This window comes from Candidatus Pseudothioglobus sp. uisw_070, from assembly GCF_059512545.2.
On sequence record NZ_CM183456.2, the window covers coordinates 940,552 to 966,220 of the forward strand.

The following is a 25,669-nucleotide window of genomic DNA, read 5'->3' on the forward strand; positions in this document are numbered from 1 at the left end:
AGTCTACCCATAATAAATATTTTGATAAATAATATATTAAATAGGATTACAATATAACCTCAACTATTTTTTTAATTACAGGGGAGAGTAATTTTGAAACACTTATACAAAATGCATTCAATAGGTTTGCAAAAAATAATTCCAGGTGTGCTTTTGAGCTTTGTTGTTACATTAGGCTTCTTTAGCCAATCATCAATAGCTGCAAGTCACAAGGTTCTAAACTTAACAATACTTCATACAAATGATTTTCATGCTCGTTTTAGGCCTATTAGTAAGTACGATAATAATTGCTCTGCTGAGAATAATGCTGAAGGAAAATGTTTTGGCGGCTCCGCTCGTCTAATTACAGCAATTGAGGATGCACGCTCAAGGCATGAAAATACCGTACTTTTAGACGGTGGTGATCAGTTCCAAGGAACTCTTTTCTATAACCTTTATAAAGGTAAGGTTGCAGCAGAAATGATGAATAAACTTGGTTACGATGGAATGACTGTTGGAAACCATGAGTTTGATGATGGCCCTGAAACCTTAAGAGCGTTTATGGATGCGGTTAACTTTCCAGTGCTTATGGCAAATGCAAATGTTGATATGGAGCCAGAACTTAAGGGCAAGCTACAAAAATCAACGGTCATAGAGAGAAGTGGTCATAAAATTGGACTTATAGGCCTTGTTACAGAGGACGTTGTTGATATTTCGAGTCCTGGTGATAATATTATATTCACGGATGCTATTACTGCTGCGCAAGCCGAGGTCGATTCTTTGACAGCAGCTGGAGTTGGCATAATCATACTTATGTCACATTCTTCATACGAAATTGATAAAGAAATTGCAGCCAATACAACAGGTATTGACGTGATTGTTGGCGGCCATGATAATGCTTATCTATCAAACATTAGCGATAGAGCAAAAGGACCTTATCCAACCGTTGTTAATGGCACTCAAATTGTACAAGCTTATGCCTATGGTAAATACTTAGGTGAGCTCTCAGTTGTCTTTGATGATGAAGGTGAGGTTATCTCTGCAACAGGTGAGCCAATTACGATTGACGGCTCTGTCAATGAGAATAGTCAAATAGTTGCTCGCTTAGATGAATTAGAGAAGCCAATAACAGATCTTAAAGAAACTCTAGTTGGAAACGTTTCTAGCTCTTTAAATGGCGATAGAGCTGTTTGCCGAGTTCAGGAATGTGATATGGGTAATATGATAACGGACGCAATGAGAGCGGCAGGAATGGAAAAAGGTTATTCGATTGCTCTTGCAAACTCAGGAGGCATTCGAGCCTCTCTTGATGCTGGGCAGGTTACACTTGGTGAGATAATGACTATCCTTCCATTTCAAAACACAATGTCAACCTTCAAGGTTACTGGTAAGCAGTTACTTGCAGCGATTGAAAATGGTGTGAGCCAGGTTGAGGATGGCTCAGGTCGATTCCCTCAGGTTTCAGGAATGCGCTTCTCATTCGATGCGTCAAAACCTGCTAATGAAAGGGTGACTTCAATTGAAATCCAAGAGAGTAATGGGTCTTTTAGTGCACTCAATCTATACGGTACATACGGTATGGTTTCTAATAACTTTATTCGTGCTGGTGGTGATGGTTATAAAATGTTCAGGTCTGCAACTGATATCTATGACTTCGGTCCAGATCTAGCTGACGTTGTTGTCGATTACATTAAGGCAAATCCAGGTTACTCAGGTTTCACTGATAATCGAATTACGCAAATAAAGTAACCAAAAAAGGCCCTTAATTGGGCCTTTTTTATCTATCCTTATTTTTTATGCAATTTAAGTAATGTGTCAAAATGAACTATTGCAAAAGCGTTTAAAAAAAAATATTGTAAATTAATGGGTATTTAATATTGTTTTTAAGGTATATTTTTCGTCAATAGCTAATGATTAGTTATTATTGTTGTTAATTTAATATATTTAGGGAGTTCTTATGGACGATATGAGTTTATTTTTACAAGCTGGCGATTTTGTTGGCGTTTCATTCTGGATAGTGTCTGTGGCGATGGTTGCTGCTACAGTATTTTTCTTTTATGAAGGTATGGCAGTAAATAAAGAGTGGAGACTGTCAATGACAGTTGCAGGATTGGTAACGTTGGTTGCTGCAATTCACTACTATTATATGAGAGACTACTGGGTAGCTTCGGTTATCGCAGGGGCTCCTGATTCTCCAATTGTATACAGATATATTGATTGGTTAATTACTGTCCCATTATTAATGATTGAATTTTTCATCATCTTGAAAGCAGTCGGCGCTTCAGTGTCAACTAATTCTTTCTGGAGATTATTAGCTGGAACTATGGTAATGCTAATTGGTGGATTCGCAGGTGAGGCGCATCTAGTATCCGCTTCTGTCGGGTTTGTCGTGGGCATGATAGGTTGGGCAATCATCATCTGGGAAATCTTCGGTGGTGAGGCTAGTAAAGCAGCTGAGGCAAATGCAAGCGTAAAGTCTGCATTCAATGCTCTTAGAATTATTGTTTTAGTAGGCTGGGCTATTTATCCTCTTGGATATGTCTTCGGATATATGATGGGAAGTGTAGATGCTGGAACTTTAAACATTGTTTACAACCTTGCAGATTTTGTTAACAAAATCTTATTTGGTTTAATTATTTGGAATGTTGCAGTGCAATCAAGCGCAGCTGGCAGCAAGAAGAAGTAAGCATAACTTTACAAAAGTTCATAAAAAGCCCTCTTCATTGAGGGCTTTTTTTTAGCTTTTTATTAATAGACCGAATTTACTACAACTTATTCCTTCGACACCTTTCACTGCAATAGAGAACGTTTTCCCAGTCTTTACGCCATTTTTTTCTCCAGGTGAAGGGCTTATTGCAAGTTTTACAAATCTTCTCTAATTTCATCGAGTATGGGCCTTAATAAATTTTTCTGCCTCGCCAAAGATAAGCTCTTTTCTTTCTTGTGACATTCTGTCTAATAGTTTGGGTTGAAGAGATAATCTAGGATTGGATTCATAGAACTTTCTATTTTTTTGAATGAACCTCCAGTAAAGTCCGTCAACTGCATTGCACCATTCACCTTTTTTGTAGTTACTCATTTTAAGTAGGTAATTTGAGCCACAGGTGTAAGGCTTGGTTGACATTAGGCCGCCATCAGAATAGGTTGCCATTCCGAACACATTTGGAACCATAACCCACTCGGAAGAGTCAATATACATTTCCATAAACCACCTGTATATTTCTTTGGGATCAATTTCGCAAAGATTCATCAGGTTGCTTATGACCATAAGTCTAGGTATGTGATGGTTGTATCCATCTTGTATTGCAGTAATGATAGAATCATCTAAAGGCGCTATTCCAGTTGAGCCTTCGTACCAGCTTGAAGTTAACTTGCCCGTATGTCCCCAATAGTTTTTATTTGATTGATAGTCACCTTTTGTTTGATATACGCCTCTGATAAACTCACGCCAACCTAAGACTTGCCTTACAAAGCCTTCCAATGAGTTCATGGGGATTTGATAAGTATCAGCGCTATCTAGTAGGGTTTGAATAACTTTTTGAGGAGACAAAAGCCCTATATTCATTGAGGCGCTGATGCAGCTATGAAACAAAAAGTTTTTGCCTTCTAGCATTGCGTCTTCATAAATACCAAAATTAGTCATTCTCTGCTTTAAAAAATCTTCAAATTGACTCTCAGCATCACGTCGATTAACAGGAAACCATGGATTGTCAAGGCTTCCAGGGTGGTCATTAAAATGCTGCATAATGAGGCTACAAACTTCATTATGGTGTAACGATTGCTTATTATTTGGCAGATCAGGAATCAAAGTATTAGCAGGAATTTTTTTTCGATTTTCTGCATCAAAGGACCATTTACCGCCCAAAGGCTTGTTGTCTTCATCCATCAAAATGTTGAATTTTTTCCTTGCGTGCTGATAGAAATTCCCCATTCTAAGGGCTTTTTTATCCTTCATTAGTGAATAAAGCTCTTCCCTAGAAAACATAAACATTGGTGATTGGTGAACTTTAAACTTAACATTGCTCTTAGTTAAGCCTTTAAATAATTTAGTTTCAAAGGCCTTGTCTTCAATTTCAAATACATTTACCTGTTCTATTTCATTATCCAAAACGTAATCAACAAGACACTCTAGATAAGATTGATTTTCAATTCGATCATTTAAGGCAAAGTATCCAACAGAGATGCCCAAAGATTCTAGCTCTTCTTTGTACTCTCGCATTGCACATAGAAACAAGTAAAGCTTGAGTTTGTGATGTTTTTCATAGCTGCAAAGATCAAAGTCTTCTGCCATAAAGACCTCATTACAGCCCAGCTCTTGAAGTAATTTGGGCTCAAAGAGTTGGTTTCCTAGAATTACAAACATGCTTTTCATTTATGCTTAATTTTAGTTAATTAATAGCTATCAAATTTTAAAGCATCAAGTCATAAATTATTGATTTTATTCACTAAAAAATGTATAAAAAAAACGGATTATAAGTTCACCAAGTCTTCACTATTTCTTTACGTACCATCTATATAATATTTTGGTTGAAGCTAAAGTAAGAGAAAATTATGGATTCGTTTTTAAATTTCCTTGTACGTCAAAAAAAACTCGCACTATTATTTACGTTGTCAATTGTCGTATTAGGCTTTATGACCCTCCAAAAAATTCAGCGTGATACTTACCCGGTTATTGAATTTGATCGGCTCTCAATAAATACTTCTTACCCAAGCGCATCTCCAAGAGATGTTGAGAAGAATATTACTAACGTAATTGAGAGCAAAATAAAGGGAATTTATGGAATCAAAGAGCTGACATCTACTTCATCTGAAGGGACATCTCGTATAAATATTGAAATTGATGAGGATGTTGATGATATCCAAGAGGTGAAGGCTAGTATTTCTGAGGTGGTCAATGAAATTGAAGACTTGCCAGAAGATGCTAATGACCCATTAGTAGTTGACAGGACAAGTACTGAGTGGCCAATCCTTACAATAGTAATCGGTGGAGATGACATCAATGTCGAGACTGCTAAAGCCATTGCTAATAATATTGAGAAAAATCTTTCTTTAATTGATGGTATTGCGAACATTAATATTGGTGGAGACTCTGAAAGAGAGGTACAAATCAGAGTTAATCCAGAAAAGCTTTTACAATACCAACTCTCTTTTGATCAGGTAAGGAGCGCCATCGCTGATCAAAATATACGCTCTGCTATTGGTGATAATAATCAAGGAAGAAATCAAAAAAATATCGTTATTATCTCTGAATATCAAGACAAAGAGTCTTTAGAGGACGTTGTTGTAAAGTCCAGCTATGATGGGCCAACAATTCTATTAAAGGACATTGCCTCAATTGATGAAGGTGAAATTGGTTTTAATACAATTACTCGAATTAATGGGACTAAGGGCTTCGTCCTCAAGGTTACAAAAACAGAAAAAGCAGACGTTATTAGAACCATTGAAAAAGTACGAGAGACTTTGGATGTACTTAAAGAATCATATCCTTCAAATATCAATTTAATTGTTACCGATGACAGATCAAAGCCAGTATCTAACCGATTAAATATTGTAACTAACAATGCCTTAGTAGGGCTAGCCTTAATTATGGTTGTTTTAGGCTTATTTTTATCTTTTAAGACTGCATTCTGGGTTGCTATAAGTATCCCTGTGACTCTTTTAGGGACGGTTGCTTTTCTTGGCTTTGTCGGCGAAACAATTAACTTAATTTCATTAATTGGAATGGTTTTAGTCTTAGGCTTAGTTGTTGATGACAGCATTATCATAGCTGAAAGTATTCATCACTATAAAGAAAAGGGGGGTGATGTCTATCAAAATATTGTTGATGGCTTTAAAAGGGTAATCATGCCTGTTGTTACCACTATATTAACTACAATCCTTGCAATATCAACCGTTCTAATAATGAGTGGAACGACCGGTAAATTTATATATATATTACCCATTACTGTTATCTGCGCTTTAACATTCTCATTTCTTGAAGTGAGTATCGCTCTGCCTGCGCACATGTCTGGCAGTAAAGTCAGCAAACAAAAAACATGGTTTAAGCCTGTCGAAAGATGGTTTGAAAAAGTGCTAGTTATAATCCTTAGGTGGCGCTTTATAGTTTTAAGTCTTTTTATTGCGCTTCTTGCATTCAGTGCTTATGTTGGCATGAAGGAAATTACATATATTCAGTGGCCATCAAGCGGCACAAACTCGATAAATATGCGCATTCAAACGCCACTTGGGACTCCCGTTGAAACAACTGAGCAGTCCATCATTAAAATTGATAATATTATTATTGATAAGGTGGGTTCAAACTTAGACTTTTTTACGAGCACAATTGGTTCAAGAGCCTCTAATCGAGCATCGATTGCTATTACCTTGACGCCAGCGAATGATCGCGCAATCTCTGCTAAAGAAATTATTGAGATCCTTAAAGAAGAAACCAAGGATATTGAAGGGGTTTCAAGGATTAACTTTAGAACAAATAGAGGCGGCCCAGGCGGAGCGTTAGATATTGAGTTAAGTCTAATTGGAAGTAATGATGTTCAGCGTCAGGCTGCTGTTGACCAACTTGAAAAAATACTTAGTAGCTACGACGGAGTCAGCGACATTGATCGTGATGACGATTTGAGTAAAAATCGAATTGAGGTTTTGTTGGATTATGAGTCAATGGCAAGCTTAGGAATTCAATACCAGCAGGTATACAGTCACTTAAGGACCATATACTCTGGGATGGACGTTTCTGATGTAGATTTTAATAACACCAAGCTAAGCGTTAAAATGTATCTTGGTGATAGTAATTATTCTGATGACTATATTACGGAAACCTCTATCAGGAATAACCAGGGAAGGATGATTCCAATGTCACAATTTGCAAGTGTTGTAGAGACTCCAGGCGATCCAAACTACAAGCACTTGAATGGTGAGCGAGTTGTTAAGGTAAGTGCGGCAGTTGAAGACTCAGTAACCACCGCTCAATCTGTCTCAAAAAGAGCACTTGATGAGCTAGATTTGATTAATAATTTTCCTGAAGTTCGTGCAATAGAAGGGGGCAGCTCATTTGAAGCAAAAGAAGCTTTAAGTGATTTTACTTTGGCACTTGGGTTTGCTGTCTTTGGTATATTTATGCTAATAGCGCTTCTTTTTAATTCATACTCTCAGCCGCTGTTAGTTATTCTTAGTATTCCTTTTGCTTTGATTGGCGTAGTGTGGGCTTTCTTCTTTCACTCTGAACCATTCAGTTTTTTTGTTTTATTGGGGGTCTTAGCGCTAGTGGGAGTTGTAGTAAATGATTCTTTAGTAATGATCAGCCACCTTAATTTCATTAAGCAAAGTCAAGACAAAGATAGTACGTCAATCCAGTGGATTGCGATGGGCGCTAAAGACCGACTAAGGGCAGTAATATTAACGACCCTTACAACGCTCGCAGGTGTCTTACCGCTTATCTATGGCTTTGGAGGTAAAGACGCATTCTTACAACCAATGGTAATGGCGCTAGGGTACGGCTTACTATTTGGTACTTTTGTTACTTTGATACTTCTTCCTTGCCTTTATTCTTTAAACTTAGACTTAATTAACTGGATTAAAAAGATAAAAAATAGTCTATTGAAAACATGACATCCAAACAAAAGCAGTATGTCTTTGTAATTGGTGGGGCCAATATTGATCTTCAGGGGTCTAGTGATAACCCGCTTTTATTAAAGGATTCAAATCCAGGTGAAATATCAATGTCTTCAGGAGGCGTTGGAAGAAATATTGCTGAGAACATGTCTAGGCTCAACATACCAACAAAAATATTTTCATATGTCGGATCTGACGCTCTGGGAAATTTTTTAATTGAATCCACTCAAAAAGCGAATGTCGATACTTCATACATAAATAGGCATCCCACATTGCCAACCAGTCAATACCTGTCGGTGCTGGATGATAATAACGACATGCTGGTTTCAATCTCAGACATGAGAATCATTAATGAGATGTCAATTGATGACATTAGAAGCCACAAAGATGCCTTAAATCAAAGCTCTTTGATTGTAATTGATACAAACATCCCAGTTAATGTCATTGAGTACATAACAGAAGAATTTAACCATATTCCCTTATTTTTAGATACAGTATCGATCGCAAAGGCATCAAAGATAACGCACCTTATTGGTAAATTTCATACCGTTAAGCCGAACAGGTTAGAGTCTGAGCTAATTACTGGCATTAAAATTACAGATCAAAGCTCTATGCATAGCGCTGCAAAGAACATGTTTGAAAAGGGTTGCAAACAAATCTTTATTACTCTGGGTGATGAAGGCGTCTTTTATTATGACGGAAAAGATTATGGGATGTTTAATCAAAAAAAGATAGATGTAGTCAGTGCAAATGGAGCGGGAGACGCATTTGTGGCAGGAATGGTTTATGGTTTTTTAAATTTAAATGGCATTAAAGAAGCAGTAAAATATGCATCTGCTGCTGCGTTGATTGCATTAAAAAGTAAAAATACTATCAGTGATCAGTTATCACTAGAAAATGTAGCGCTATTATTAAAGGAACAGAGCAATGAAGCTGAATGATTATTTAGATTTTCACCCAGACGTTGAAAATGCACTAAAAAATAACTTGCCAATTGTTGCGCTCGAGTCTACTATTATCTCTCACGGGATGCCGTACCCTAAAAACATAGAGACTGCGTTGATGGTTGAAGAGACTGTTCGATCAAATAATGCCGTTGCAGCAACGATTGCAATTATTAAAGGGCGCTTAAAAATAGGCCTTACTGAAAAAGAAATTGAATTTTTAGCAACGAATGACGAGATTAAAAAAATCTCTAGGAGGGATCTTGCTGTTGCTGTTTCACAGCAATTATCTGGCTCAACAACCGTTGCGTCAACAATGATTATTGCAAAACTTGCAAATATAGCAGTATTTGCAACAGGTGGAATAGGAGGGGTTCATAGAGGCGCTGAAACAACACTTGATATCTCTGCAGACCTTGATGAGCTCTCAAGAACAAACGTGTGTGTTGTTTGCGCCGGGGTAAAGTCTATACTTGATATTGGGCTAACTCTTGAGTATCTTGAAACCAAGGGCGTTCCTGTTATTGGCTATAAAACTTCTGAGATGCCAGCTTTTTACTCCACAAAATCTGGGTTTAATGTCGACTACAGAATTGATGCAGCAACTGATATTGCAAGCATACTTAAAACCAAATGGGATCTCTCTATTGATGGGGGTGTATTAGTCACAAACCCTATTCCAGTTGCATTTGAACTTGAATCAAGCGCTATGAATGAGGCAATAAATCTAGCTATTATTGAGGCTGATAATGAAGGTATTACAGGCAAAAAAATAACGCCTTATTTATTATCAAAAGTTAATGAAATTACAAAAGGTAAGAGCCTAGATGCCAACATCAAGTTGATTAAAAATAATGCAGACTTAGCGGCAAAAATTGCAGTGCATTTTTCTAAGAAGGATTAGTTACTCTTTTTCTCTTACGAAAAAATTAAACAATAGAATTATTGCTACAAAAAAAAGTATCAATAGCACAAGGATTCCTTGGTCTGACATAAAGTACTTTTCAATAGAAGCTACGGTTTTATTCATTGGTACACTCTCGTCAATAGTTTGAGTGCTTAGCGCAGGCTCTTTCTTACTGGTCTCTGCTTCTATAACTTCTTCTATATTTTCATCAATCTGCGCCTCAACAAACTCATCTTCTTGAAGAAATTTTGGACTTTCATCTGTCACCTCATTCAGAGAGTTTAAAGGCAATACTTGATCTCTATCATCCCCTCCAGCATATGCAGAGCATATAAATAAGAGAGATAAGAGTAAGGTTGTTAGTAGTTTTTTCATAGAGCTTACAATAATATACCTTTTAGATAAAAATAATAAAATTTTTGCTTGATAAATTAAGAATAATTTGATGTAATTCTGTTACTATATTAATTAATTAAATCGGAGAAAATTATGGCGACTTATGAATGTAGTAATTGTGGGATGGGCGTTAATGCAACCTGTGCTAAATGTGATGAGCCACTTGTTGATGGCTTACTTAAGCTTGATGATGGCGGTGAAGTTCAAATCTCTGAGTGTCCAAATGGTCACGGAAAAATCAAATCACCAATGTGCTGTGGTAATGATATGAGCTGCGCAATTTAATAGCATTCTAAAGCTATTAGCCTCTTTTTGGTGGTTTAATAATGATTGAGTACCCTTTAAATTATTACACACTTGTGTATGCGCATCTAGCAACAATTCTGCCTGCATTTGCAATTGGAACCTATATGATGATTAGGCGAAAAGGCTCTACTCAGCATAAATTTCTTGGAAAAATCTACTTACTATTGATGCTTACAACCGCATCTATTGCCCTATTTATTCCGGCATTTGCTGGTCCAAGATTGCTTTTAAATCATTTTGGGCTTATACATTTATTATGTATATTGACGATCTATACCTGTCCAGCAGCCTATATTGCAATAAAAAAAGGTGAAACAAAAAAACATCGTTATTTAATGATTTATCTTTATGTTGGTGGCTTAATAATTGCAGGATTTTTTACGCTAATGCCTGGGCGCTTTATAGGAGAGTTGTTATTTAACAGTAAGCTTTTAAGCTAATGTTAATCCTAAGTGATGCATAATTATATCTCTTCATGTAAAGTTGGAAACATTTTGCCATCTAAATCATCACCATTTTGATACCCATTTGCCTCCATCATTGCTCTTTCTTCTTGGGCCCAATCACCTCGATATTCAATCATAGAGCCTTCTTTAGCCATTCTTAACGTATATCGATGAATATCCTTTTTTGGCGTTACTTGATTTAAGCTTCCATGCAGCGTTCGCATATCAAAATAGATACAATCTCCCAGCTCAAGATCCCACTGAAGAAATTCATAATCATCTTTATTATTAAGAATATCTGGCGTAATATCATAAGTTTTGCCATTGACAGTGCCAGCCTCTCCATCAACCAGATGTCCTTCGTTAAATCGCGTTCTAATGAACAGCTTATCCCAAAGATGGGAGCCTTTAACCCAAGCAATCCCCTCTTCCTTTGATACAGGCTCTAGTGGAAGCCAAAGAACACACATTGAGCCCTCAAAATCAAAGTAGGATATGTCATGATGAAATGGAGCGCCAGACTTTGATCCCGCCTCTCTAAAAAACCAGTTGTCCATTACTAAGTTTATTTTTTTAGCTTCCAAGAGCTCGGATGCTATTTTTGCTGTTGGTGAGTTAAAAACGAAGTCTTTAAAGTCCTTATAAAGATCCCAGGTCCAGAAATCTTCAAAGTAACCAGGTGCATTTATATCTTTGGTATGTCTTTCAAACCTTGGGCTGGGGTTTTTGATATCTTCATCAATACCTCTTCTTAGCTTGTCTATCCATTGTTTATCAAATTTACCTTTTATTAAGGCGGCACCATCTCGCTTAAATTGTTTAATTTCTTTTGGAGTAAGTAAACTTTTCATAGAGATGAGTGTTCTAAATTACTAACAAATAAAACCACTAGTATTATTACTACTAGGGGTCAATGGAATAGCTTTCTTTAAATGGTTTTTAAAGCGTTGATCAGGTTGCTAACATCCTCATGAGTGTTGTAGTGAACCATACTCGTCCTAACAACGCCATCATCCGTATCAATTCCAAGTGCCTTTAAACAGCGCCATGCATAAAAGTTATCGTTTCGAGTAGCTATGCCTTGCTGAACCAGATTGCTACTTAATTCTTTGGAGGATTTATTATTCATAGTGAAGGCAATTGTAGGTGCTCTGTCTTTGTTACTTATTTTGGTTTTTCCTATAAGATTGATGTCATCTCGAGTGTTAATATAATCCAGCAACGGGTTTGCTATTTCCATCTCATGCTTAGCAATTAGTTCATTAACAGCTTCAATTTTTCCTCTAGTTGAAGCATCTTGGCCAGGGAAGTGATGTTCATATAAGTTGTTGAAGTACTCATAAACGCCTATTAAACAAGACAATTCTTCATGGTTTGGCCCACCTGGATTAAGTGTGTATGGAACATCTCCTTCAAGAAATTCGTGATTTTGATTAGGTAGCTTATTTAGAATGTCTTTTTTTCCATAAAGAAGGCCAAGGTGTGGGCCAAACGTCTTGTAGAGACTAAATGCATAAAAATCGACATCTAAGTCCTTTACATCTGGAAAGCCATGCGGCGCATAAGATACGCCATCACCAACAATATAAGCATCATACTCATGAACCAATTTTGCAATCGACTTAAGATCATTTATCGAGCCAACAATGTTAGAGCAATGGGTAACAGCTACTATTCTAGTTTTCTCTGATAATAGGGCTTTTAAATCATCAATGTTAAGTTCAGCTGTTTCTGGATTGATTTGCCATTCTTTAATAATCATTCCATGCTCTGCTAGTCTTCGCCATGCGCCAACGTTTGCCTCATGGTCTTGGTTTGTAACGATGACCTCATCACCTGGCTTAAGGAGGCTTCTCATTGCGTTAGAAAGGACATACATATTCATTGTCGTTGAACCGCCTATAATTATTTCATCAGTTTTTGCATTGATCATCTCGGCAAAAAGCTTGGTGGCCTGGTCCATATTGTCACCTGCAATAGCAGATGTATCAAATTCAGCATAGGGCTGTACTTTGGTAGATGTCATAAAATGGTTTAAGTGCTCTATAACGTTTGTTGGAACGTAGCTTCCTCCCGCATTTTCAAAGAATGACCATTTCGAACTTTTAGGGTCACTAAAAGCTGGGAATTGCGCTTTGACGTAATCGACGTCTAATGAGATACTGTTACTTGACATTGGAGCTCCTTATCAAAAAAAAATAATACTACTGAGCAAATCTAATTTTTATAGTCTGCCTCTTCCTTATCTAAAATTCTTTTTAAAGCATCAAAATGCATATCTGATGCGTCATATTTTTGCCATTGTGCGGCAGTTTTTGTGGCAATCTCGTGTGATACTTGGTGCAATGCTTTGCCTGTTTGGTAAGCGCCAATGAGCGTTTCACAGGACCTCTCAAAATAAAAAAGGTCATCAAATGCTTTGGCAACTGTTTTTGCAGCAGTTAGAACGCCATGGTTACCCATTAACATTACCGAGTTATCACCTAATATGGTACTTAATCTCTCTGCTTCTTCGCCAAGACCCATACCCCTATATTCATAATCTATTGATACTTTTTCATAAAAGCGCATTGTATTTTGATCAATCGGCTTCATAGTTTTATCCTCTAAGCAGGATAAAATTGTTGCGTACTTAGGATGGACATGAAGAATACACCTTGCTTGAGGATTATTTCTATGCAAAGCGCCGTGAATTGCCCAAGCAGTTGGGTCTGGAGCATTAGACTTAGACATTGTAGATTCATCATTTGAATCAACAAGAATAAGGTCGCTTGCACAGATCTGTGAGAAGTGCATTCCAATTGGGTTTAAAAGAAATTTAGAGCCATCATCTGAAACTGCTAAACTAAAATGATTTGCAACGGCTTCATGCATATTTAGCCTTGCAGCCCAGCGAAAAGCTGCTGCAAGATCTGTACGCTCTTTCTTGTAATCATTTTTATTAGCAACTAACTTGGACTGTACGCAAGTTCCTTTTCCATGGTAACGACGCAAAGTATTGCTATTCTCTAGTTTATCAATTGCCTTTCTAACAGTTCCAACACTAACATTTAATTGTTTTGATAGTTGAGATTCTGATGGAATAAAATCGCCAACCATAAGCTCTTCACTTGTTATTTTGGCGTTTATATAATCTATAACGTTTTGGTAAAGCTTTTGATCCATGTAGCTTTTATTCTAAACTGTATGCTCTAAGTATACTCATATATATGTGTTAAGTGTGCGCATGAAGATGTCAGTCTATTTAGAATTAAAAAATTTTCGGGTAAACTATGATGAACTTTATTAAGACAGAATAATGGCGTTATTAGAAGATCTATCCAACAAGGCTAAAGCGAAATTTCCACGTATCTTATTACCCGAATCTAGTGATTCTCGAGTCATAGAGGCGGCTCACATTCTGACGAGTCAAAAAATTGCTCAAATTGTTCTTTTTGACATAGATTCAGAACAATCTCTGGGTATAGAGACAATTAATCGTGAAAACAAAGATTTGAAGACCAAGTACGCCCAAACCTTGTTTGAAATAAGAAAGCACAAGGGTGTTACTTTAGAGAGTGCTCTTGAAATGATATTAAACCCAACTGTATTTGCAATGATTGCCCTTCATAGAGGCGATGTTGATGGCCTTGTCATGGGCGCTATAACTCCAAGCCAAGAGGTTCTTAGTAATGCGCTTCGAATTATTGGCGTTTCTAAAGGCAGTAAACTAGTATCGAGTTTATTTCTGATGGCGTTTGATCAGAATCACAAAATGTATGGTGAAAATATGATTTTTTCAGATTGCGCAATGAATATTAATCCCAACTCTCAAGAGCTTGTAGAAATAGCCCAAAGCGCCTATGAAACGGCAAAATTGTTTTTAGAGGAAGAGCCTAAGCTGGCTATGCTTTCATTTTCAACAAATCAAAGTGCCAATCACTCGGAGGTTGATAAAGTAAGAGATGCAACCAATATTCTAAAGTCTAGGCTTGCAGGTGCTCAAATAATAGGCAACATTCAGCTTGACGCTGCTCTAGATAACGAGGTCTTAAAAATTAAATATCCTGAGGCTTCATTTACACCACCTGCAAACATCTTAATTTTTCCAAACCTTGATGCTGCAAACATTGGCTATAAGCTGGTTCAGAGATTTTCAGGAGCCAAAGCAATTGGCCCAATTCTTCAGGGGCTGGCAAAACCAGTTAATGACTTATCTAGGGGTTGTAGCGTTGATGAGATTGTTAATACTGTGGTAATTACTGCAAATCAATGTAGTTAGACTTACATCCCAATATAATTGGGTCCACCACCACCTTCAGGAGGCACCCAGTTAATATTTTGTGAAGGGTCTTTAATGTCGCAGGTCTTGCAGTGAAGACAGTTTTGCGCATTGATTTGGAAATAATCTTCACCATCTTTTTCAATTATTTCGTAGACTCCCGCGGGGCAATACCTCTGAGCTGGCTCATCATAGAGTTTTTTATTGTGAGCTAAGGGGATTGACGCATCTGTAAGCTTTAAATGAACTGGCTGATCTTCCTCATGATTCGTTCCAGACAAGAATAAAGAGGAGGTAATATCAAAACTCAAAACGTTATCTGGAGCCGGATATTTTTTTATAGGCGAAGACTTGCTAAGGGTTAATGAATCGCAATCCCTATTCTCGTCTTTAATAGTGAACGGAAGTTTGTTTCGAAAAATATTTGATTCAATAAAGTTATAAGCTGCGCCAAGATAAAAACCAAATTTGTGCATAGCGGCACTAAAGTTTCTAGATTCATAGAGCTCTTTGTAAAGGGCACTGCTTTTAAATAGGTCATCAAAATCACAGTTTTCTTCTAAAAGCACTTTATTAATATACTCAGCGGCTAATATTCCAGATTGGAGTGCACAGTGACTACCTTTAATCTTACTTGGGTTCAAAGTTCCAGCATCACAGCCAACAATCATGCCTCCATCAAACTCCATTTTTACAAGGGAGTTAATGCCGCCTTTGGTGATTGCTCGTGCACCATAAGAAACTCGCTTACCAGATGCAAGATATTGCTTAATGGATGGATGCTGTTTAAATTGCTGGAATTCTTGAAAAGGGCTATGACTTGGATTACTATAATTGAGATCAACAATTAAGCCAACGGCGATCCTGTTGTCGTCAAAGTGATAGAGGAATCCACCACCAGACGTTCCACCTTTAAGAGGCCATCCCATGCTATGTACAACATCACCGGGACTATGCTTATCATTATCAACTTCCCATACTTCTTTGAAGCCTATAGCAAAATGTTGAGGAGTTCTTCCCTTATCAAGATTAAACTCTTTTATCAACTTCTTACCTAGGTGGCCTCTTGCGCCTTCTGCAAAAATTGTCTGCTTAGCAAGTATGTCCATTCCAGGAGTATAGGTACCTTTTTGATTTCCCTCTTTGTCAATTCCCATATCACCCGTTGCAATACCAATAACTCTTCCACTTTCATCAGTAAGGTATTTTTGGGCAGGAAAGCCTGGAAAGATATCAACGCCAAGCTCCATTGCTTTCTCAGAGATCCATTGACATAACTCACCAAGTGATATTATGTAATTTCCTTTGTTGTGAAGGCTTTTTGGCATTAACCAAGAAGGTATTTTTACACTTTTGTTATTGTTAGTAAGCCAGTATAGATCGTCTTTGGCTACAGGGGTCTTAAGTGTTGGGCAGTCCTTGGCATCTTCAGGAAATAAATCAAAGAGGGTTTTAGGCTCGAATACTGCTCCAGAAAGAATGTGTGAGCCGATTTCGGCGCCTTTTTCAAGTAGGCATACCGAAAGATTAGGATTGAGTTGTTTGAGTTTGCAAGCAGATGCTAGTCCAGATGGACCTCCGCCAACAACAACTACATCATATTCAATTGACTCTCTTTCCATTAACTAGCTTCCTAGACTTGATATTCGTTTAATTCTTTTAAAGCGCCAAATAGATCTGTCTGCCATACCAAATCTGCCATTCTTGACATAGGTGCATCAGGATCATTATTAATAACAACAATGACCTGTGAGTCCTTCATGCCGGCAAGATGTTGAATTGCGCCAGATATTCCTACAGCTAAGTATAGCTGAGGCGCAACTACTTTTCCAGTTTGACCAACTTGATAATCGTTAGAGATAAAGCCTGCATCCACGGCAGCTCTTGAAGCGCCAACTGCTGCATCAAGTTTATCTGCTAATTGCTCAATCAGAGCAAAATTCTCTTTGGATCCAAGTCCACGACCACCAGAGACAATTCTTGCTGCTGTTGTTAACTCAGGGCGCTCAGATTGAGATTCTTGGAGTGAAATAAAGGTTGAGTTTGACTCGGGTATTGTTGATGACAATACTTCAACTTCAGCAGAACCTCCGTCGCCTGAATGTTCAAACGCAGTTGCTCTAACTGTCATGATAATTGTATCATCTGAAGACTCTACTGTTGCCATAATGTTTCCAGCGTATAAGGGCCTTACAAATGTATTGTTTGACTTAATTTCACAGACGTCTGATATTGGCTGAACATCTAGAAGAGCACCAATGCGCGGTAAAATATTTTTACTGTAAGTTGAAGAGCCTGAAACGAGGTATTTATAGCCGCTCATTGCGTCTGCAATTAGCTTGCTCGCTACCTCTACATTGGCATTCTCAAGCGCATCATCAACAATCATTTTGACTGAGTTGATTCCAGCTAACTTAGATACAGATGCTGAGTTTGACGCGTCGTTCGTTAGAACCAGTGCGTCAATGCTATCTGAAAGCTTTGAGGCTGCAGTAATAGCCGCTCTGCTACATGCATTTACTCCTGATCCGTTGAGTTCAATTAATATAAGTGCTGACATTACAGAACTCCCATTTGATTTAATTCTGAAAATAACTCTTCAGCAGAACTGATCTGCTTGGAGGCCCTATCTTTAGTTCCTGACTCCACAACACTGATAACTTTAATGCGCGGGGATGTATCAATTCCAAGGCTATCTAGCTCAATTGTCTCCAGGGGCTTGGATCTGGCCTTCATAATATTGGGGAGTGAAGCATATCTAGGCTCATTAAGCCTTAAGTCTACCGTTACAATTGCTGGAAGGTTAAGCTTTCTAGTTTCAATTCCTGAATCTATTTCACGACTAACTTCAACACTACTGGCATCTGAGCTAAGATCGAATTGCGATATAAAAGTACCCAAAGAATAGTCCAAAAGGCCTGATAGGATTTGACCCGTTTGGTTATTATCATTATCAACTGCTTGCTTACCCATTATGATGAGTTCGGCTTCTTCGCGCTTAATAATATTAGCCAAAATTTTACCAACATGTAACGGCTGTAAATCAAGTTCAGATTCAGTTTTAATAAAGATTGCACGATCAATGCCCATTGCAAGAGCTGTTCTAAGAGTATCTACAGTTTTATCGGTACCAATACTAACCGCAATAGTTTCGGTTGCAGCGCCACTTTCTTTTAGAGTTAAGGCCTCTTCAACTGCAATCTCACAAAAAGGATTCATAGCCATCTTTGCATTGGTAAGATCAACTTGCTCAGTTTGCTTGTTAACTCGAGCTTGCGTATAGGGATCAAGGACTCGCTTGATAGGAATAATTATTTTCATAGTTGATTAAATTTCGTTACAAAACTCGCGAATAATACCATATAAATTACCTTTGTCTAGAGCAAGAAAATACAATTTTATTATAACTAAATAGCATAAGGTTCAATGTAAAACATAGTCTTCTTTTTTGCTCACCATTTCCATTCATATTTGAGATTACAAGTTATGACTCAACTAAGCCCGTAAAATACACCCATATTTTTTTTGATGCTACCAGATGAGTTTTTCAACGCTAGGACTATTACCACAACTTCTTGATGCTATTAAAGCGCAAGGCTACTCTGAAGCTACGCCAATTCAGGAAAAATCTATCCCCATTGTTTTAGAGGGAAAAGACTTAATGGCTGCTGCTCAAACTGGTACAGGAAAGACTGCAGGTTTTACGCTACCAATATTACAAATCCTTTCAGATGGTAAAAGACCATCATCAAATCACACTCGCACTCTTATATTAACGCCAACCCGAGAGCTTGCTGCACAAATCCTTGAAAGTGTTAAAACTTATGGCCAGAACTTGCCGTTGAGCTCAACAGTAGTTTTTGGGGGCGTTGGCATTGGCCCTCAGATGCAAAAGCTTCGTAAAGGGGTTGACATATTAGTTGCTACTCCTGGAAGGCTACTCGACCTTCATTCTCAAAATGCTGTCAATTTTAATGAATTAGAGATATTGGTTTTGGATGAAGCTGATCGTATGCTTGATATGGGGTTTATTCATGACATTAAAAGAATTATTAAATTGTTACCAAAAAAACGTCAAACATTAATGTTTTCAGCAACTTTTTCTGAGGACATCCGCAGGCTTGCAAAGGGTCTTGTCCATGAACCAGCTGAGATTTCAGTTACGCCCAGGAACTCTACAGTTGAGGCAATAAAGCACTGGATATGTCCAGTAGACAAGTCTAGCAAAACTGCACTTTTAACCCATTTAATTAACAAGGGAGAGTGGCAACAAGTTCTCGTATTTAGTAGAACCAAGCATGGCGCTAATAGAATTGCTACTAACTTAGAAAAGAAAAATATCAGTGCAACTGCAATTCATGGAAATAAAAGTCAGGGCGCAAGAACTCGTGCATTAGCTGACTTTAAAGCTGGAAAAGTGAGAGTCCTTGTGGCTACTGATATTGCAGCGCGCGGAATTGATATTGACCAACTCCCGCACGTGATTAATTTTGACTTACCGAGTGTCCCAGAGGACTATGTTCATAGAATTGGCCGAACTGGAAGGGCGGGAAGAGGCGGCGAAGCAATTTCTTTGGTCAGTGCAGACGAAGCCAAACAATTATTTGATATTGAGCGCCTCATCCAAAAAGAACTAGAACGCGAGTTAATTGATGATTTTGTGCCAAAGCATGATCTTCCAAAGTCGCGCGAACTGCTTCCAGTAAGGTCCAAAAAACCAAAGAAACTAAACGATCAAAAGCCCCAAGGAAGAAATAGAAATAGAAATCGTAATAGAAGTAGAAACAAAAATGATTCTCAGGGCAGTGCTGCTAAAAATAGTGACGGCCAAAGAGATGAGAGAGAAAAACCAAATAAGGCAAAAAAACGCGTATTTTGGAGTAAAAAACCAAGCAGAAAGCTTAAGCCTTTAAGCTAGGCTACTTAATATAAGTAGGAAACCTCAGTTTTGCTTCAGCTCCTTGCTGAATAAAGCGGTTTTGAAGGGTTACCTCGCCTCCATGAAGCTGCATTATCTTTCGAACAAATCGAAGTCCTAAGCCGTTTCCTCGAACCCCTGTATCTGGTCTAGAGACAGAGAAAAACCGGGTAAACAACTTGCTGAGAACGTGGGGAGGTATTCCTGGCCCATCATCAAGAACAATAATTGAAATTGCAGCATTAGTTTCAGAGGCCTTAATGGTAATTGTTCCTGATTTTGGACTAAAGTCTAAAGCGTTATTTACAATATTTCCAATAGCTTGCTCTAGTAATATTTTTTCAGCCTTAATTAGAGATTTATTGTTGATCTCAAGAACTATATTTAAATCTTTATCTGAAATATTTTTTGAGCGGCTAGGCGCCTTTAAAACGTTATTAACGATCTGCAAAATGTTCAGTGGCTCAATGGCCTTAAGCGTTTCCCGTCTTTCAATTCTTGATAGATCGAGCAACCTATTAACCAGAAGATCCATATGCTTATTTGAATCCAGTATGTTTTCAATGAACCTTTTTCTTTGCTCGTCACTCATTGGAGTGAGTAAGTTTTCAGCAGTAAGCTGAATTCCTGTTATAGGCGTTCTTAATTCGTGCGCAAGGGTATCAATATACTGCTCAACATCGTCCTTAAGCTCAACCTCGGCGCGTGCATTTTCAATAGTTTTTGCAAGTTTATTGAATTGATTATTAAGATCAGGAGCAGCCACATCTTCGCCACTAAAAAGACTAGTGGTATATTTTTCTATGCGCCTGATATTTCTGGAGATCCTGTAACTACCTAACGCACCAAAAATTAATGAAATTAGAAAAATATAAAAGATAAATTGTAAGAGATAGTTTTGATCTAATAAATCCATTAATGGTGCTACAACAACTACCGCACCTAAGATTTCACCGTTGTTTCCATAAATTGGATTTGAAGCGTTAAGAAACCTTGACTGGTATAGGTATTCAACGACAACTCCTCTAGCTTTTTTGGGCCCAGGAACATTCTCGACAGCAACTCTGGTGATGTCTTGACCGCCACTTAGGGCTGAATCAACTTCATTATGAGCTCTCATGTCCTTGCCGAGTATAAGTCCTCTAGAATCTAATACAAGGAGGCCATCCTTGTCAGTAACATAGATTGCAAGGTTTTCAAGTTTTTGATTACTGTTGGGATCTATTGTGTTTCTTTGAGAGCGTAAATAGTTGACAATCAAACTTTCAAAGGTTTCTAAATCAATTTCACCGTCCTTGTTGTTTTGAGAGGCTACTCTGCTCATTAGACTTGAAACCTCAACCATGACTGATTTTGCTGATTCAAGGGCGGTTCTGTGCGCAAATACCCAAAGTAAAGTTGAACTTATAATGAAGTAGAGAAGAAAGAGTTTGGTACCAATGTTGAGCTTAAAGTGTCTCATTCAATTAGGCTATATCCAATTCCTCTATGGGTTTCAATAAAATCGCTGTTTTCGTCAACCTCATGAAGCCTCTTGCGAATAGACTTAATATGAGTATTAATAGTTTTAATGTCAGAGCCATGGGGCCTGTCCCAAATAATGCTCATTAAAAACTCTCTGGAGTGAACTCTGTTCGGGTTTTTAACAAGGTGAGATAAAATTTTAAATTCTGCAGGAGTAAGCGTTAGCTCAATCTCATTAAAAACCACTCTTTGCATAGCATGATTAATACCAAACTTTGAGCTTCCAGAAGTAGTGCTTGCTTTTCCAGTTCTTAGCTGGGCGCGAACATGAGCAACAACGAGTCTTGGGCTTAATGGTTTAGTTACGTAAGCGTTAGCTCCAAGACCTTCAAGACCGAGAACCTGATCCGACTCATCATCCCTTGCTGAAATAATAATAACAGGTAAGCTGTATTTTTCACGGACCTTTCTAAGGACGTCAAACCCACTCATATCAGGTAAACCAACGTCAAGAAGAATTAGGTCAACTTCGTTATTGTTTAAATACTCAAGTGCGTCTTGACCATTGTCAAACCACTTACAATTAAAAGAGTCTTGCTCGAGGATAAAAGCAATACTCTCAGCAATTGTTTTATCGTCCTCAACTATTAAGATGGTTTGCATTTAAGATAATAATTTCTAATAAAAAAGTTATTGTAGTTTAAAACAAAAAAATTGAAAGAAACTTCATAAAGTCTTCATCAAAACTCCATTTATTAAACATTTGAAAGTTTGACTCAGTGATTATTATATGCATATTGTTTTTAGTTTATTAGAGCCGTTGCAATTACAACCCCTTTAAATTGCAACTAAACATAATGCTAATAATCTCTTCATTTGTAAATGGATTATACATAAGCATTATGCAAGTCTCTAATAGCTAAAGGCAATATTTACGAATTTTAAGTTTTTTAAAGAACCTCATAACTTTTGTCATTCTCTCTCCGTTTGGCATAAGAGGTACCCGCTTTAGTTGACAGGTCTCTCCTTATCGGTCAACTAAAGCATTTTTCTTGGATTAACTATGAATCAAATGCAGAAGCAACTATCTTTAAAGCCATCCTTAGCAAATATTGCTAAATCTTATTGTAAGAGAAATAATATCAATGAAAAACAATTTTTAAAAGCAATGAAATGGTATCAAAGCGCTATAAGTAACTCTAAGAAAAATAAATAAATCTATTTTTTTTAATTAAAATCAACCTAAACTCAAAGGCTATTTCATAATGTCCATAAAATCTATCAAAAAAGTCTTTCTTGTGTCTCTTTTATTAGCATTTTATTCCACGTCTTATGCGTCATTGGAATTAGGCGATAAAGCGCCAAACTTTATTCTTGATGATCAGAATAGTCAAAGCCATCAATTGACGGACTATAAGGGTAAATGGGTAATTCTCTATTTTTATCCTAAAGATGACACGCCTGGCTGCACCACTCAGGCATGTGACTTTAGAGATGCGGTTAAAAGGATTATTGCAAGTAAGTCTGTTGTATTTGGTGTAAGCCTTGATAGTGTCGAATCTCACAAACGCTTTTCTGACAAAAATAATTTACCTTTTTCCCTGCTCTCAGATGAAGAGGGCATAGTTGCAAAATCGTATGACTCTCTTAATAGCTTTATAGGCTTTAAGAGCGCAAAGCGAAATACCTTTATTATTAATCCTGAAGGGTTACTATCTAAAATTTACTTATCAGTAGATCCTAAAACGCACTCACAAATGGTCTTAAACGATCTGTCTATATTGCAAGAATAACTTTAGTTTCATTTATTTAAATGAATTAAAGCTGTTTTAGTTTTCCTTGTCATTTTTTTAATTACAATTTCTCTCTTTAAAGCCTCACTTCTTGATATAGCACTCTCTTGATAGACTAGTTCTAATGGCTGTCTTGATCTGGTGTATTTAGCGCCACCTTTAATTTCACCATTGTGCTGTTTAAGACGATTTTCTATATTATTTGTAATTCCGCAATAGAGTGTTTTGTCGCCGCATTCAAGAATATAGATAGTCCATATTTTTTCAGAGATATCAATCATTTAAACTTTTTACCATAATTGTGAAAACACTCTGCAAAAATACATTAAAATCCATTTTTTTATAAAAAAGTGTCATGATAAACTATTTCTTTTTTATCAATGATTTTTTTATCTCCTAATGGAATTGAAATTGTTATGCTGACTATCGTTATGCGCGCTATATGGCCATTATTCCTAGGAATATTATTTATTAGCTTAGGAAATGGCTTACAGGGGACTTTAAGTAGCTGGAGGGCAGATTATGAAGGTTTTTCTGTTCTTACAACCGGCCTAGTAATGTCGGGTTATTTTTTGGGTGCTTTTGCAAGCTCTTTGATATCTCCTGGTCAAATAAAAAAGACTGGCCAAATTCGAACTTATGCCGCTTTTGCTTCAATCGCCTCAACTGCAATTCTAATACAGTTATTATTTATTGAGCCACCCGTCTGGTTTGTTGCTCGGTTTTTGTCAGGTTTTTGTGTTGCTGGAATCATGATAATTGTTGAGGGATGGCTAAACTCAATTTCTTCTAATGAAAATCGTGGGCAACTATTTTCAATTCACATGATGGTCGTTTGGGGCGGCCTTGCAATGGGTCAAGGCTTATTTGTGATTGATAGCCCTGCAGGTGTCAATTTATTTCTGCTTGCCTCTATCTTGCTTTCAATCTCCCTAATCCCAATCCTGTTAACTGAAATAAAGGCTCCTGAAGTTGAGATGCAGGAACCCTTAGGTTTTAAGGCATTATGGAAAGCATCGCCTTCAGGGGTTGCAACGATTGGTATCTCTGGGCTCGCTTCTGCAGGCTTCTTTGGTGTTGGAACAATTTACGCAATTCAGTCGGGTTTAAGTATTTCAGAGACCGCACTTTTTATGACTCTATTTATTGGTTTTGGCGCCTTATCACAGTGGCCACTTGGCTGGTTATCTGACAAAATTGATCGAAGAAAGGTAATTCTACTTTGCTGCTCAATAGTTATAGGGGTTTGTGTACTTCTTGTAATGTTTGATTTTTCTAAAACTACTTTCTTAGTTTTAAATGGATTGATTGGTGCAAGCACATTACCACTCTATTCACTTGGTGTTGCTCAAACTAATGACCGCTTAAAGCCAAGTCAAATGGTCAGTGCTAGTGGAACAATTGTTTTTGTTTTTAGTGTCTTTGCAGCATTAGGACCTTTCACCATGAGTTATTTCCTGAATTTATTTGATAGCATTGGCTTCTTATTGTACTTAAGCCTAGTTCACTTGGTAATTGGGGTAACAGTGTTTGTTATGATGTTTATTAATGAAGATGTTGACGAGTCGGATCAATCAGACTTCCAAGTTATGGCGCAAAGACCAAGTATGGTTGCAATGGAAGTGATTGCAGAGGAAGCTATAGAATCTCAATCAGATTCAGAAAGCTAATAAATTCTTGCCTATACGTTTGCAGGGTTGTCTACGTCATGACCTAAGTCTTTCAAATCTTGATATCGGTCGCCTATTCTATGATGCGGTCTACCGCCGATTGAAGCGCCTAGCGCGATGACCAGCTCATCATCTGCCGGAGCGTCAGGTATAGCGAGCTGAATTGTCAAGTAATGAGAGCGCCGTCCGGCATCATTTTTATCCATTAAAGGAATCATGATTGGCGCATTTGCACCGCCCCTTGTATTGCAAAATGACAAGTAAGATTGAGCTCCAACAGCTTCACGATAGTAATTGCCAAATCGAAGTGTATGGATAATGGCAGAAGCATGCTCAATTTCACCCTTAAGTCCTACTACGGCTGATTTACCATATCCCTCTACCTTATCTCCTGAGCCAGCTTCCTTAATAATTATGGCGGTTAATATTTCACCAAGCTCTGGCGCAACATCTAGAATTCCTGGCTTGAGGTCTTGTGTAAATTTACCGGCATTTTGCAGGTCAACCCAAGGATTTTTTATAACAGCAATCGCTGCTATTAAAGTAAGCAGTTTGTCTGCTTTTTTGTTACCTTCAATAAGAGTTTTTTCAACGTGTAATAGCGTTTTCCTAATTTCAACTGGCATTTACTTCTCCTTCAAAGGTATATTTAAACCTCTTTGAAAAACAATAATTAAGGCGCCTTTTTCAGAATAAGAAGAGTGCTGACTTCCAGGCTTAAAAGAAACAAATTCACCTTTATTAAAGACTGTTCCGTCTGAGTCAATTAGCTCACCTTCCACTATGAAGAACTCCTCAAAGCCCATATGCGTATGCGGGACAGTTTGTGCGCCTGGGTCCATCTTTAAGACATAGCTTCCTTGCCCTGATACTTGGTCATAGCTGATGATATGCCAACTCATTTTTGGAACGGGAGAGCCGTAACGATCAAATGGCATAAATTCAACATTGTGAACATCAATTGTTTTTCTATCATTCAT

At 37.6% G+C, this 25,669-nt stretch carries 26 protein-coding genes and 1 pseudogene; 12 read left to right on the plus strand and 15 right to left on the minus strand.

From position 1 onward, the window contains the following. Nucleotides 1-111 precede the first annotated feature (111 nt). Complete coding sequence (locus tag AC5YGD_RS04685; RefSeq protein WP_496142351.1) at nucleotides 112-1,728, plus strand: 5'-nucleotidase C-terminal domain-containing protein; 1,617 nt, start codon at nucleotides 112-114, stop codon at nucleotides 1,726-1,728. Between the two features lie 217 nt (nucleotides 1,729-1,945). Continuing rightward, nucleotides 1,946-2,665, plus strand: a complete 720-nt coding sequence (locus AC5YGD_RS04690) for a bacteriorhodopsin (protein WP_416679552.1) — start codon at nucleotides 1,946-1,948, stop codon at nucleotides 2,663-2,665. A 79-nt stretch (nucleotides 2,666-2,744) separates the two neighbouring features. Here AC5YGD_RS04690 and AC5YGD_RS04695 read toward each other — a convergent pair whose 3' ends face one another. Together AC5YGD_RS04695 and AC5YGD_RS04700 are read right to left on the minus strand one after the other, a co-directional pair. Beyond that, a complete protein-coding gene (locus AC5YGD_RS04695) occupies nucleotides 2,745-2,864 on the minus strand; it encodes a DUF2256 domain-containing protein (RefSeq protein WP_416677000.1) in 120 nt (39 codons plus the stop codon). Then, nucleotides 2,861-4,351 (minus strand): cryptochrome/photolyase family protein, encoded by a 1,491-nt coding sequence (locus AC5YGD_RS04700; protein ID WP_496140872.1) that lies wholly within the window; start codon nucleotides 4,349-4,351, stop codon nucleotides 2,861-2,863. Before AC5YGD_RS04700 ends, AC5YGD_RS04695 begins: the two co-directional genes overlap by 4 nt. A 179-nt stretch (nucleotides 4,352-4,530) precedes the next feature. Here AC5YGD_RS04700 and AC5YGD_RS04705 point away from each other — a divergent pair, with 179 nt between their 5' ends. Genes AC5YGD_RS04705 through AC5YGD_RS04715 form a run of 3 tightly spaced genes read left to right on the plus strand, consistent with a single transcriptional unit; the run spans nucleotide 4,531 to nucleotide 9,432 of the window. Further along, a complete protein-coding gene (locus AC5YGD_RS04705; RefSeq protein WP_496140873.1) occupies nucleotides 4,531-7,581 on the plus strand; it encodes an efflux RND transporter permease subunit in 3,051 nt (1,016 codons plus the stop codon). Then, a complete protein-coding gene (locus tag AC5YGD_RS04710; RefSeq protein WP_496140874.1) occupies nucleotides 7,578-8,525 on the plus strand; it encodes a PfkB family carbohydrate kinase in 948 nt (315 codons plus the stop codon). Before AC5YGD_RS04705 ends, AC5YGD_RS04710 begins: the two co-directional genes overlap by 4 nt. Next, the gene (locus AC5YGD_RS04715; protein WP_496140875.1) at nucleotides 8,512-9,432 is read left to right on the plus strand and encodes a pseudouridine-5'-phosphate glycosidase; all 921 of its coding nucleotides are present in this window, start codon (nucleotides 8,512-8,514) and stop codon (nucleotides 9,430-9,432) included. The genes AC5YGD_RS04710 and AC5YGD_RS04715 overlap by 14 nt, the downstream gene beginning before the upstream one ends. On the opposite strand, the gene AC5YGD_RS04720 is transcribed toward AC5YGD_RS04715, so the two are convergent. Continuing rightward, nucleotides 9,433-9,810 (minus strand): hypothetical protein, encoded by a 378-nt coding sequence (locus AC5YGD_RS04720; RefSeq protein WP_496140876.1) that lies wholly within the window; start codon nucleotides 9,808-9,810, stop codon nucleotides 9,433-9,435. It abuts the gene before it with no gap. Nucleotides 9,811-9,924: 114 nt separating this feature from the next. Here AC5YGD_RS04720 and AC5YGD_RS04725 point away from each other — a divergent pair, with 114 nt between their 5' ends. Next, nucleotides 9,925-10,116 carry a hypothetical protein gene (locus AC5YGD_RS04725; RefSeq protein ID WP_416677006.1) on the plus strand — a complete coding sequence of 64 codons (192 nt, stop codon included), beginning with the start codon at nucleotides 9,925-9,927 and terminating at the stop codon, nucleotides 10,114-10,116. Nucleotides 10,117-10,157: 41 nt separating this feature from the next. Next, nucleotides 10,158-10,577, plus strand: a complete 420-nt coding sequence (locus AC5YGD_RS04730; RefSeq protein ID WP_496140877.1) for a DUF2306 domain-containing protein — start codon at nucleotides 10,158-10,160, stop codon at nucleotides 10,575-10,577. Nucleotides 10,578-10,600: 23 nt separating this feature from the next. On the opposite strand, the gene AC5YGD_RS04735 is transcribed toward AC5YGD_RS04730, so the two are convergent. From AC5YGD_RS04735 to AC5YGD_RS04750, 4 genes and pseudogenes are all read right to left on the minus strand, one after another. Beyond that, on the minus strand, nucleotides 10,601-11,434 hold the full coding sequence (locus AC5YGD_RS04735; RefSeq protein ID WP_496140878.1) for a phytanoyl-CoA dioxygenase family protein: 834 nt from the start codon (nucleotides 11,432-11,434) through the stop codon (nucleotides 10,601-10,603). Nucleotides 11,435-11,511: 77 nt separating this feature from the next. Further along, nucleotides 11,512-12,759 carry an aminotransferase class V-fold PLP-dependent enzyme gene (locus AC5YGD_RS04740; RefSeq protein WP_496140879.1) on the minus strand — a complete coding sequence of 416 codons (1,248 nt, stop codon included), beginning with the start codon at nucleotides 12,757-12,759 and terminating at the stop codon, nucleotides 11,512-11,514. Nucleotides 12,760-12,800: 41 nt separating this feature from the next. Further along, a complete protein-coding gene (locus AC5YGD_RS04745) occupies nucleotides 12,801-13,577 on the minus strand; it encodes a class II aldolase/adducin family protein (RefSeq protein ID WP_496142352.1) in 777 nt (258 codons plus the stop codon). Further along, nucleotides 13,557-13,748 (minus strand): annotated as a pseudogene (locus AC5YGD_RS04750) (GntR family transcriptional regulator); the annotation flags it as partial. The pseudogene AC5YGD_RS04750 and the gene AC5YGD_RS04745, both read right to left, overlap by 21 nt. A 133-nt stretch (nucleotides 13,749-13,881) precedes the next feature. Here AC5YGD_RS04750 and pta point away from each other — a divergent pair. Continuing rightward, complete coding sequence (gene pta, locus AC5YGD_RS04755) at nucleotides 13,882-14,844, plus strand: phosphate acetyltransferase (RefSeq protein WP_496140880.1); 963 nt, start codon at nucleotides 13,882-13,884, stop codon at nucleotides 14,842-14,844. A gap of 2 nt (nucleotides 14,845-14,846) precedes the next feature. Here pta and AC5YGD_RS04760 read toward each other — a convergent pair whose 3' ends face one another. The 3 genes from AC5YGD_RS04760 to AC5YGD_RS04770 are packed head-to-tail and all read right to left on the minus strand — an operon-like array spanning nucleotide 14,847 to nucleotide 18,165. After that, a complete protein-coding gene (locus AC5YGD_RS04760) occupies nucleotides 14,847-16,466 on the minus strand; it encodes a 4Fe-4S dicluster domain-containing protein (protein ID WP_496140881.1) in 1,620 nt (539 codons plus the stop codon). Nucleotides 16,467-16,477: 11 nt separating this feature from the next. Next, nucleotides 16,478-17,404 carry an FAD-binding protein gene (locus AC5YGD_RS04765; protein WP_496140882.1) on the minus strand — a complete coding sequence of 309 codons (927 nt, stop codon included), beginning with the start codon at nucleotides 17,402-17,404 and terminating at the stop codon, nucleotides 16,478-16,480. Continuing rightward, nucleotides 17,404-18,165, minus strand: a complete 762-nt coding sequence (locus tag AC5YGD_RS04770) for an electron transfer flavoprotein subunit beta/FixA family protein (RefSeq protein ID WP_496140883.1) — start codon at nucleotides 18,163-18,165, stop codon at nucleotides 17,404-17,406. The genes AC5YGD_RS04765 and AC5YGD_RS04770 overlap by 1 nt, the downstream gene beginning before the upstream one ends. A gap of 217 nt (nucleotides 18,166-18,382) precedes the next feature. On the opposite strand from AC5YGD_RS04770, the gene AC5YGD_RS04775 reads away from it, so the two are divergent. After that, nucleotides 18,383-19,762 carry a DEAD/DEAH box helicase gene (locus tag AC5YGD_RS04775; protein WP_496140884.1) on the plus strand — a complete coding sequence of 460 codons (1,380 nt, stop codon included), beginning with the start codon at nucleotides 18,383-18,385 and terminating at the stop codon, nucleotides 19,760-19,762. Nucleotide 19,763: 1 nt separating this feature from the next. Here the strand turns inward: AC5YGD_RS04775 and AC5YGD_RS04780 are convergent, their stop codons facing one another. Both AC5YGD_RS04780 and AC5YGD_RS04785 read right to left on the minus strand, forming a co-directional pair. Next, nucleotides 19,764-21,224 (minus strand): ATP-binding protein, encoded by a 1,461-nt coding sequence (locus tag AC5YGD_RS04780; RefSeq protein WP_496140885.1) that lies wholly within the window; start codon nucleotides 21,222-21,224, stop codon nucleotides 19,764-19,766. Further along, complete coding sequence (locus AC5YGD_RS04785; RefSeq protein ID WP_496140886.1) at nucleotides 21,221-21,889, minus strand: response regulator; 669 nt, start codon at nucleotides 21,887-21,889, stop codon at nucleotides 21,221-21,223. Before AC5YGD_RS04785 ends, AC5YGD_RS04780 begins: the two co-directional genes overlap by 4 nt. A 400-nt stretch (nucleotides 21,890-22,289) precedes the next feature. Here AC5YGD_RS04785 and AC5YGD_RS04790 point away from each other — a divergent pair, with 400 nt between their 5' ends. Together AC5YGD_RS04790 and AC5YGD_RS04795 are read left to right on the plus strand one after the other, a co-directional pair. After that, nucleotides 22,290-22,442: a hypothetical protein gene (locus tag AC5YGD_RS04790; RefSeq protein ID WP_271541460.1), complete on the plus strand. Its 153-nt coding sequence runs from the start codon at nucleotides 22,290-22,292 to the stop codon at nucleotides 22,440-22,442. A gap of 49 nt (nucleotides 22,443-22,491) precedes the next feature. After that, entirely contained in the window at nucleotides 22,492-23,019 is a 528-nt protein-coding gene (locus AC5YGD_RS04795) for a redoxin domain-containing protein (RefSeq protein WP_496140887.1), read from the plus strand. Nucleotides 23,020-23,027: 8 nt separating this feature from the next. Here AC5YGD_RS04795 and AC5YGD_RS04800 read toward each other — a convergent pair whose 3' ends face one another. Further along, a complete protein-coding gene (locus AC5YGD_RS04800; protein WP_496140888.1) occupies nucleotides 23,028-23,300 on the minus strand; it encodes a GIY-YIG nuclease family protein in 273 nt (90 codons plus the stop codon). Between the two features lie 99 nt (nucleotides 23,301-23,399). On the opposite strand from AC5YGD_RS04800, the gene AC5YGD_RS04805 reads away from it, so the two are divergent. Next, entirely contained in the window at nucleotides 23,400-24,689 is a 1,290-nt protein-coding gene (locus AC5YGD_RS04805; RefSeq protein WP_496140889.1) for an MFS transporter, read from the plus strand. Between the two features lie 11 nt (nucleotides 24,690-24,700). Here AC5YGD_RS04805 and AC5YGD_RS04810 read toward each other — a convergent pair whose 3' ends face one another. Together AC5YGD_RS04810 and AC5YGD_RS04815 are read right to left on the minus strand one after the other, a co-directional pair. After that, entirely contained in the window at nucleotides 24,701-25,315 is a 615-nt protein-coding gene (locus AC5YGD_RS04810; protein ID WP_496140890.1) for an amino acid synthesis family protein, read from the minus strand. Further along, on the minus strand, nucleotides 25,316-25,669 hold the full coding sequence (locus AC5YGD_RS04815; RefSeq protein WP_496140891.1) for a cupin domain-containing protein: 354 nt from the start codon (nucleotides 25,667-25,669) through the stop codon (nucleotides 25,316-25,318). It lies immediately after the preceding gene.

What these genes read in the sequence shown, in the direction of transcription:
- AC5YGD_RS04775 (WP_496140884.1), top strand. Translation starts at nt 18,383, where the DNA reads ATGAGTTTTTCAACGCTAGGACTATTACCACAACTTCTTGATGCTATT.
- AC5YGD_RS04815 (WP_496140891.1), bottom strand. Translation starts at nt 25,669, where the DNA reads ATGAATGATAGAAAAACAATTGATGTTCACAATGTTGAATTTATGCCA.
- AC5YGD_RS04770 (WP_496140883.1), bottom strand. Translation starts at nt 18,165, where the DNA reads ATGAAAATAATTATTCCTATCAAGCGAGTCCTTGATCCCTATACGCAA.
- AC5YGD_RS04760 (WP_496140881.1), bottom strand. Translation starts at nt 16,466, where the DNA reads ATGGAAAGAGAGTCAATTGAATATGATGTAGTTGTTGTTGGCGGAGGT.
- AC5YGD_RS04800 (WP_496140888.1), bottom strand. Translation starts at nt 23,300, where the DNA reads ATGATTGATATCTCTGAAAAAATATGGACTATCTATATTCTTGAATGC.
- AC5YGD_RS04685 (WP_496142351.1), top strand. Translation starts at nt 112, where the DNA reads ATGCATTCAATAGGTTTGCAAAAAATAATTCCAGGTGTGCTTTTGAGC.
- AC5YGD_RS04700 (WP_496140872.1), bottom strand. Translation starts at nt 4,351, where the DNA reads ATGAAAAGCATGTTTGTAATTCTAGGAAACCAACTCTTTGAGCCCAAA.
- AC5YGD_RS04690 (WP_416679552.1), top strand. Translation starts at nt 1,946, where the DNA reads ATGAGTTTATTTTTACAAGCTGGCGATTTTGTTGGCGTTTCATTCTGG.
- AC5YGD_RS04805 (WP_496140889.1), top strand. Translation starts at nt 23,400, where the DNA reads ATGATTTTTTTATCTCCTAATGGAATTGAAATTGTTATGCTGACTATC.
- AC5YGD_RS04710 (WP_496140874.1), top strand. Translation starts at nt 7,578, where the DNA reads ATGACATCCAAACAAAAGCAGTATGTCTTTGTAATTGGTGGGGCCAAT.
- AC5YGD_RS04695 (WP_416677000.1), bottom strand. Translation starts at nt 2,864, where the DNA reads ATGAAATTAGAGAAGATTTGTAAAACTTGCAATAAGCCCTTCACCTGG.
- AC5YGD_RS04740 (WP_496140879.1), bottom strand. Translation starts at nt 12,759, where the DNA reads ATGTCAAGTAACAGTATCTCATTAGACGTCGATTACGTCAAAGCGCAA.
- AC5YGD_RS04765 (WP_496140882.1), bottom strand. Translation starts at nt 17,404, where the DNA reads ATGTCAGCACTTATATTAATTGAACTCAACGGATCAGGAGTAAATGCA.
- AC5YGD_RS04735 (WP_496140878.1), bottom strand. Translation starts at nt 11,434, where the DNA reads ATGAAAAGTTTACTTACTCCAAAAGAAATTAAACAATTTAAGCGAGAT.
- AC5YGD_RS04795 (WP_496140887.1), top strand. Translation starts at nt 22,492, where the DNA reads ATGTCCATAAAATCTATCAAAAAAGTCTTTCTTGTGTCTCTTTTATTA.
- AC5YGD_RS04720 (WP_496140876.1), bottom strand. Translation starts at nt 9,810, where the DNA reads ATGAAAAAACTACTAACAACCTTACTCTTATCTCTCTTATTTATATGC.
- pta (WP_496140880.1), top strand. Translation starts at nt 13,882, where the DNA reads ATGGCGTTATTAGAAGATCTATCCAACAAGGCTAAAGCGAAATTTCCA.
- AC5YGD_RS04810 (WP_496140890.1), bottom strand. Translation starts at nt 25,315, where the DNA reads ATGCCAGTTGAAATTAGGAAAACGCTATTACACGTTGAAAAAACTCTT.
- AC5YGD_RS04715 (WP_496140875.1), top strand. Translation starts at nt 8,512, where the DNA reads ATGAAGCTGAATGATTATTTAGATTTTCACCCAGACGTTGAAAATGCA.
- AC5YGD_RS04705 (WP_496140873.1), top strand. Translation starts at nt 4,531, where the DNA reads ATGGATTCGTTTTTAAATTTCCTTGTACGTCAAAAAAAACTCGCACTA.
- AC5YGD_RS04725 (WP_416677006.1), top strand. Translation starts at nt 9,925, where the DNA reads ATGGCGACTTATGAATGTAGTAATTGTGGGATGGGCGTTAATGCAACC.
- AC5YGD_RS04730 (WP_496140877.1), top strand. Translation starts at nt 10,158, where the DNA reads ATGATTGAGTACCCTTTAAATTATTACACACTTGTGTATGCGCATCTA.
- AC5YGD_RS04780 (WP_496140885.1), bottom strand. Translation starts at nt 21,224, where the DNA reads ATGAGACACTTTAAGCTCAACATTGGTACCAAACTCTTTCTTCTCTAC.
- AC5YGD_RS04790 (WP_271541460.1), top strand. Translation starts at nt 22,290, where the DNA reads ATGAATCAAATGCAGAAGCAACTATCTTTAAAGCCATCCTTAGCAAAT.
- AC5YGD_RS04785 (WP_496140886.1), bottom strand. Translation starts at nt 21,889, where the DNA reads ATGCAAACCATCTTAATAGTTGAGGACGATAAAACAATTGCTGAGAGT.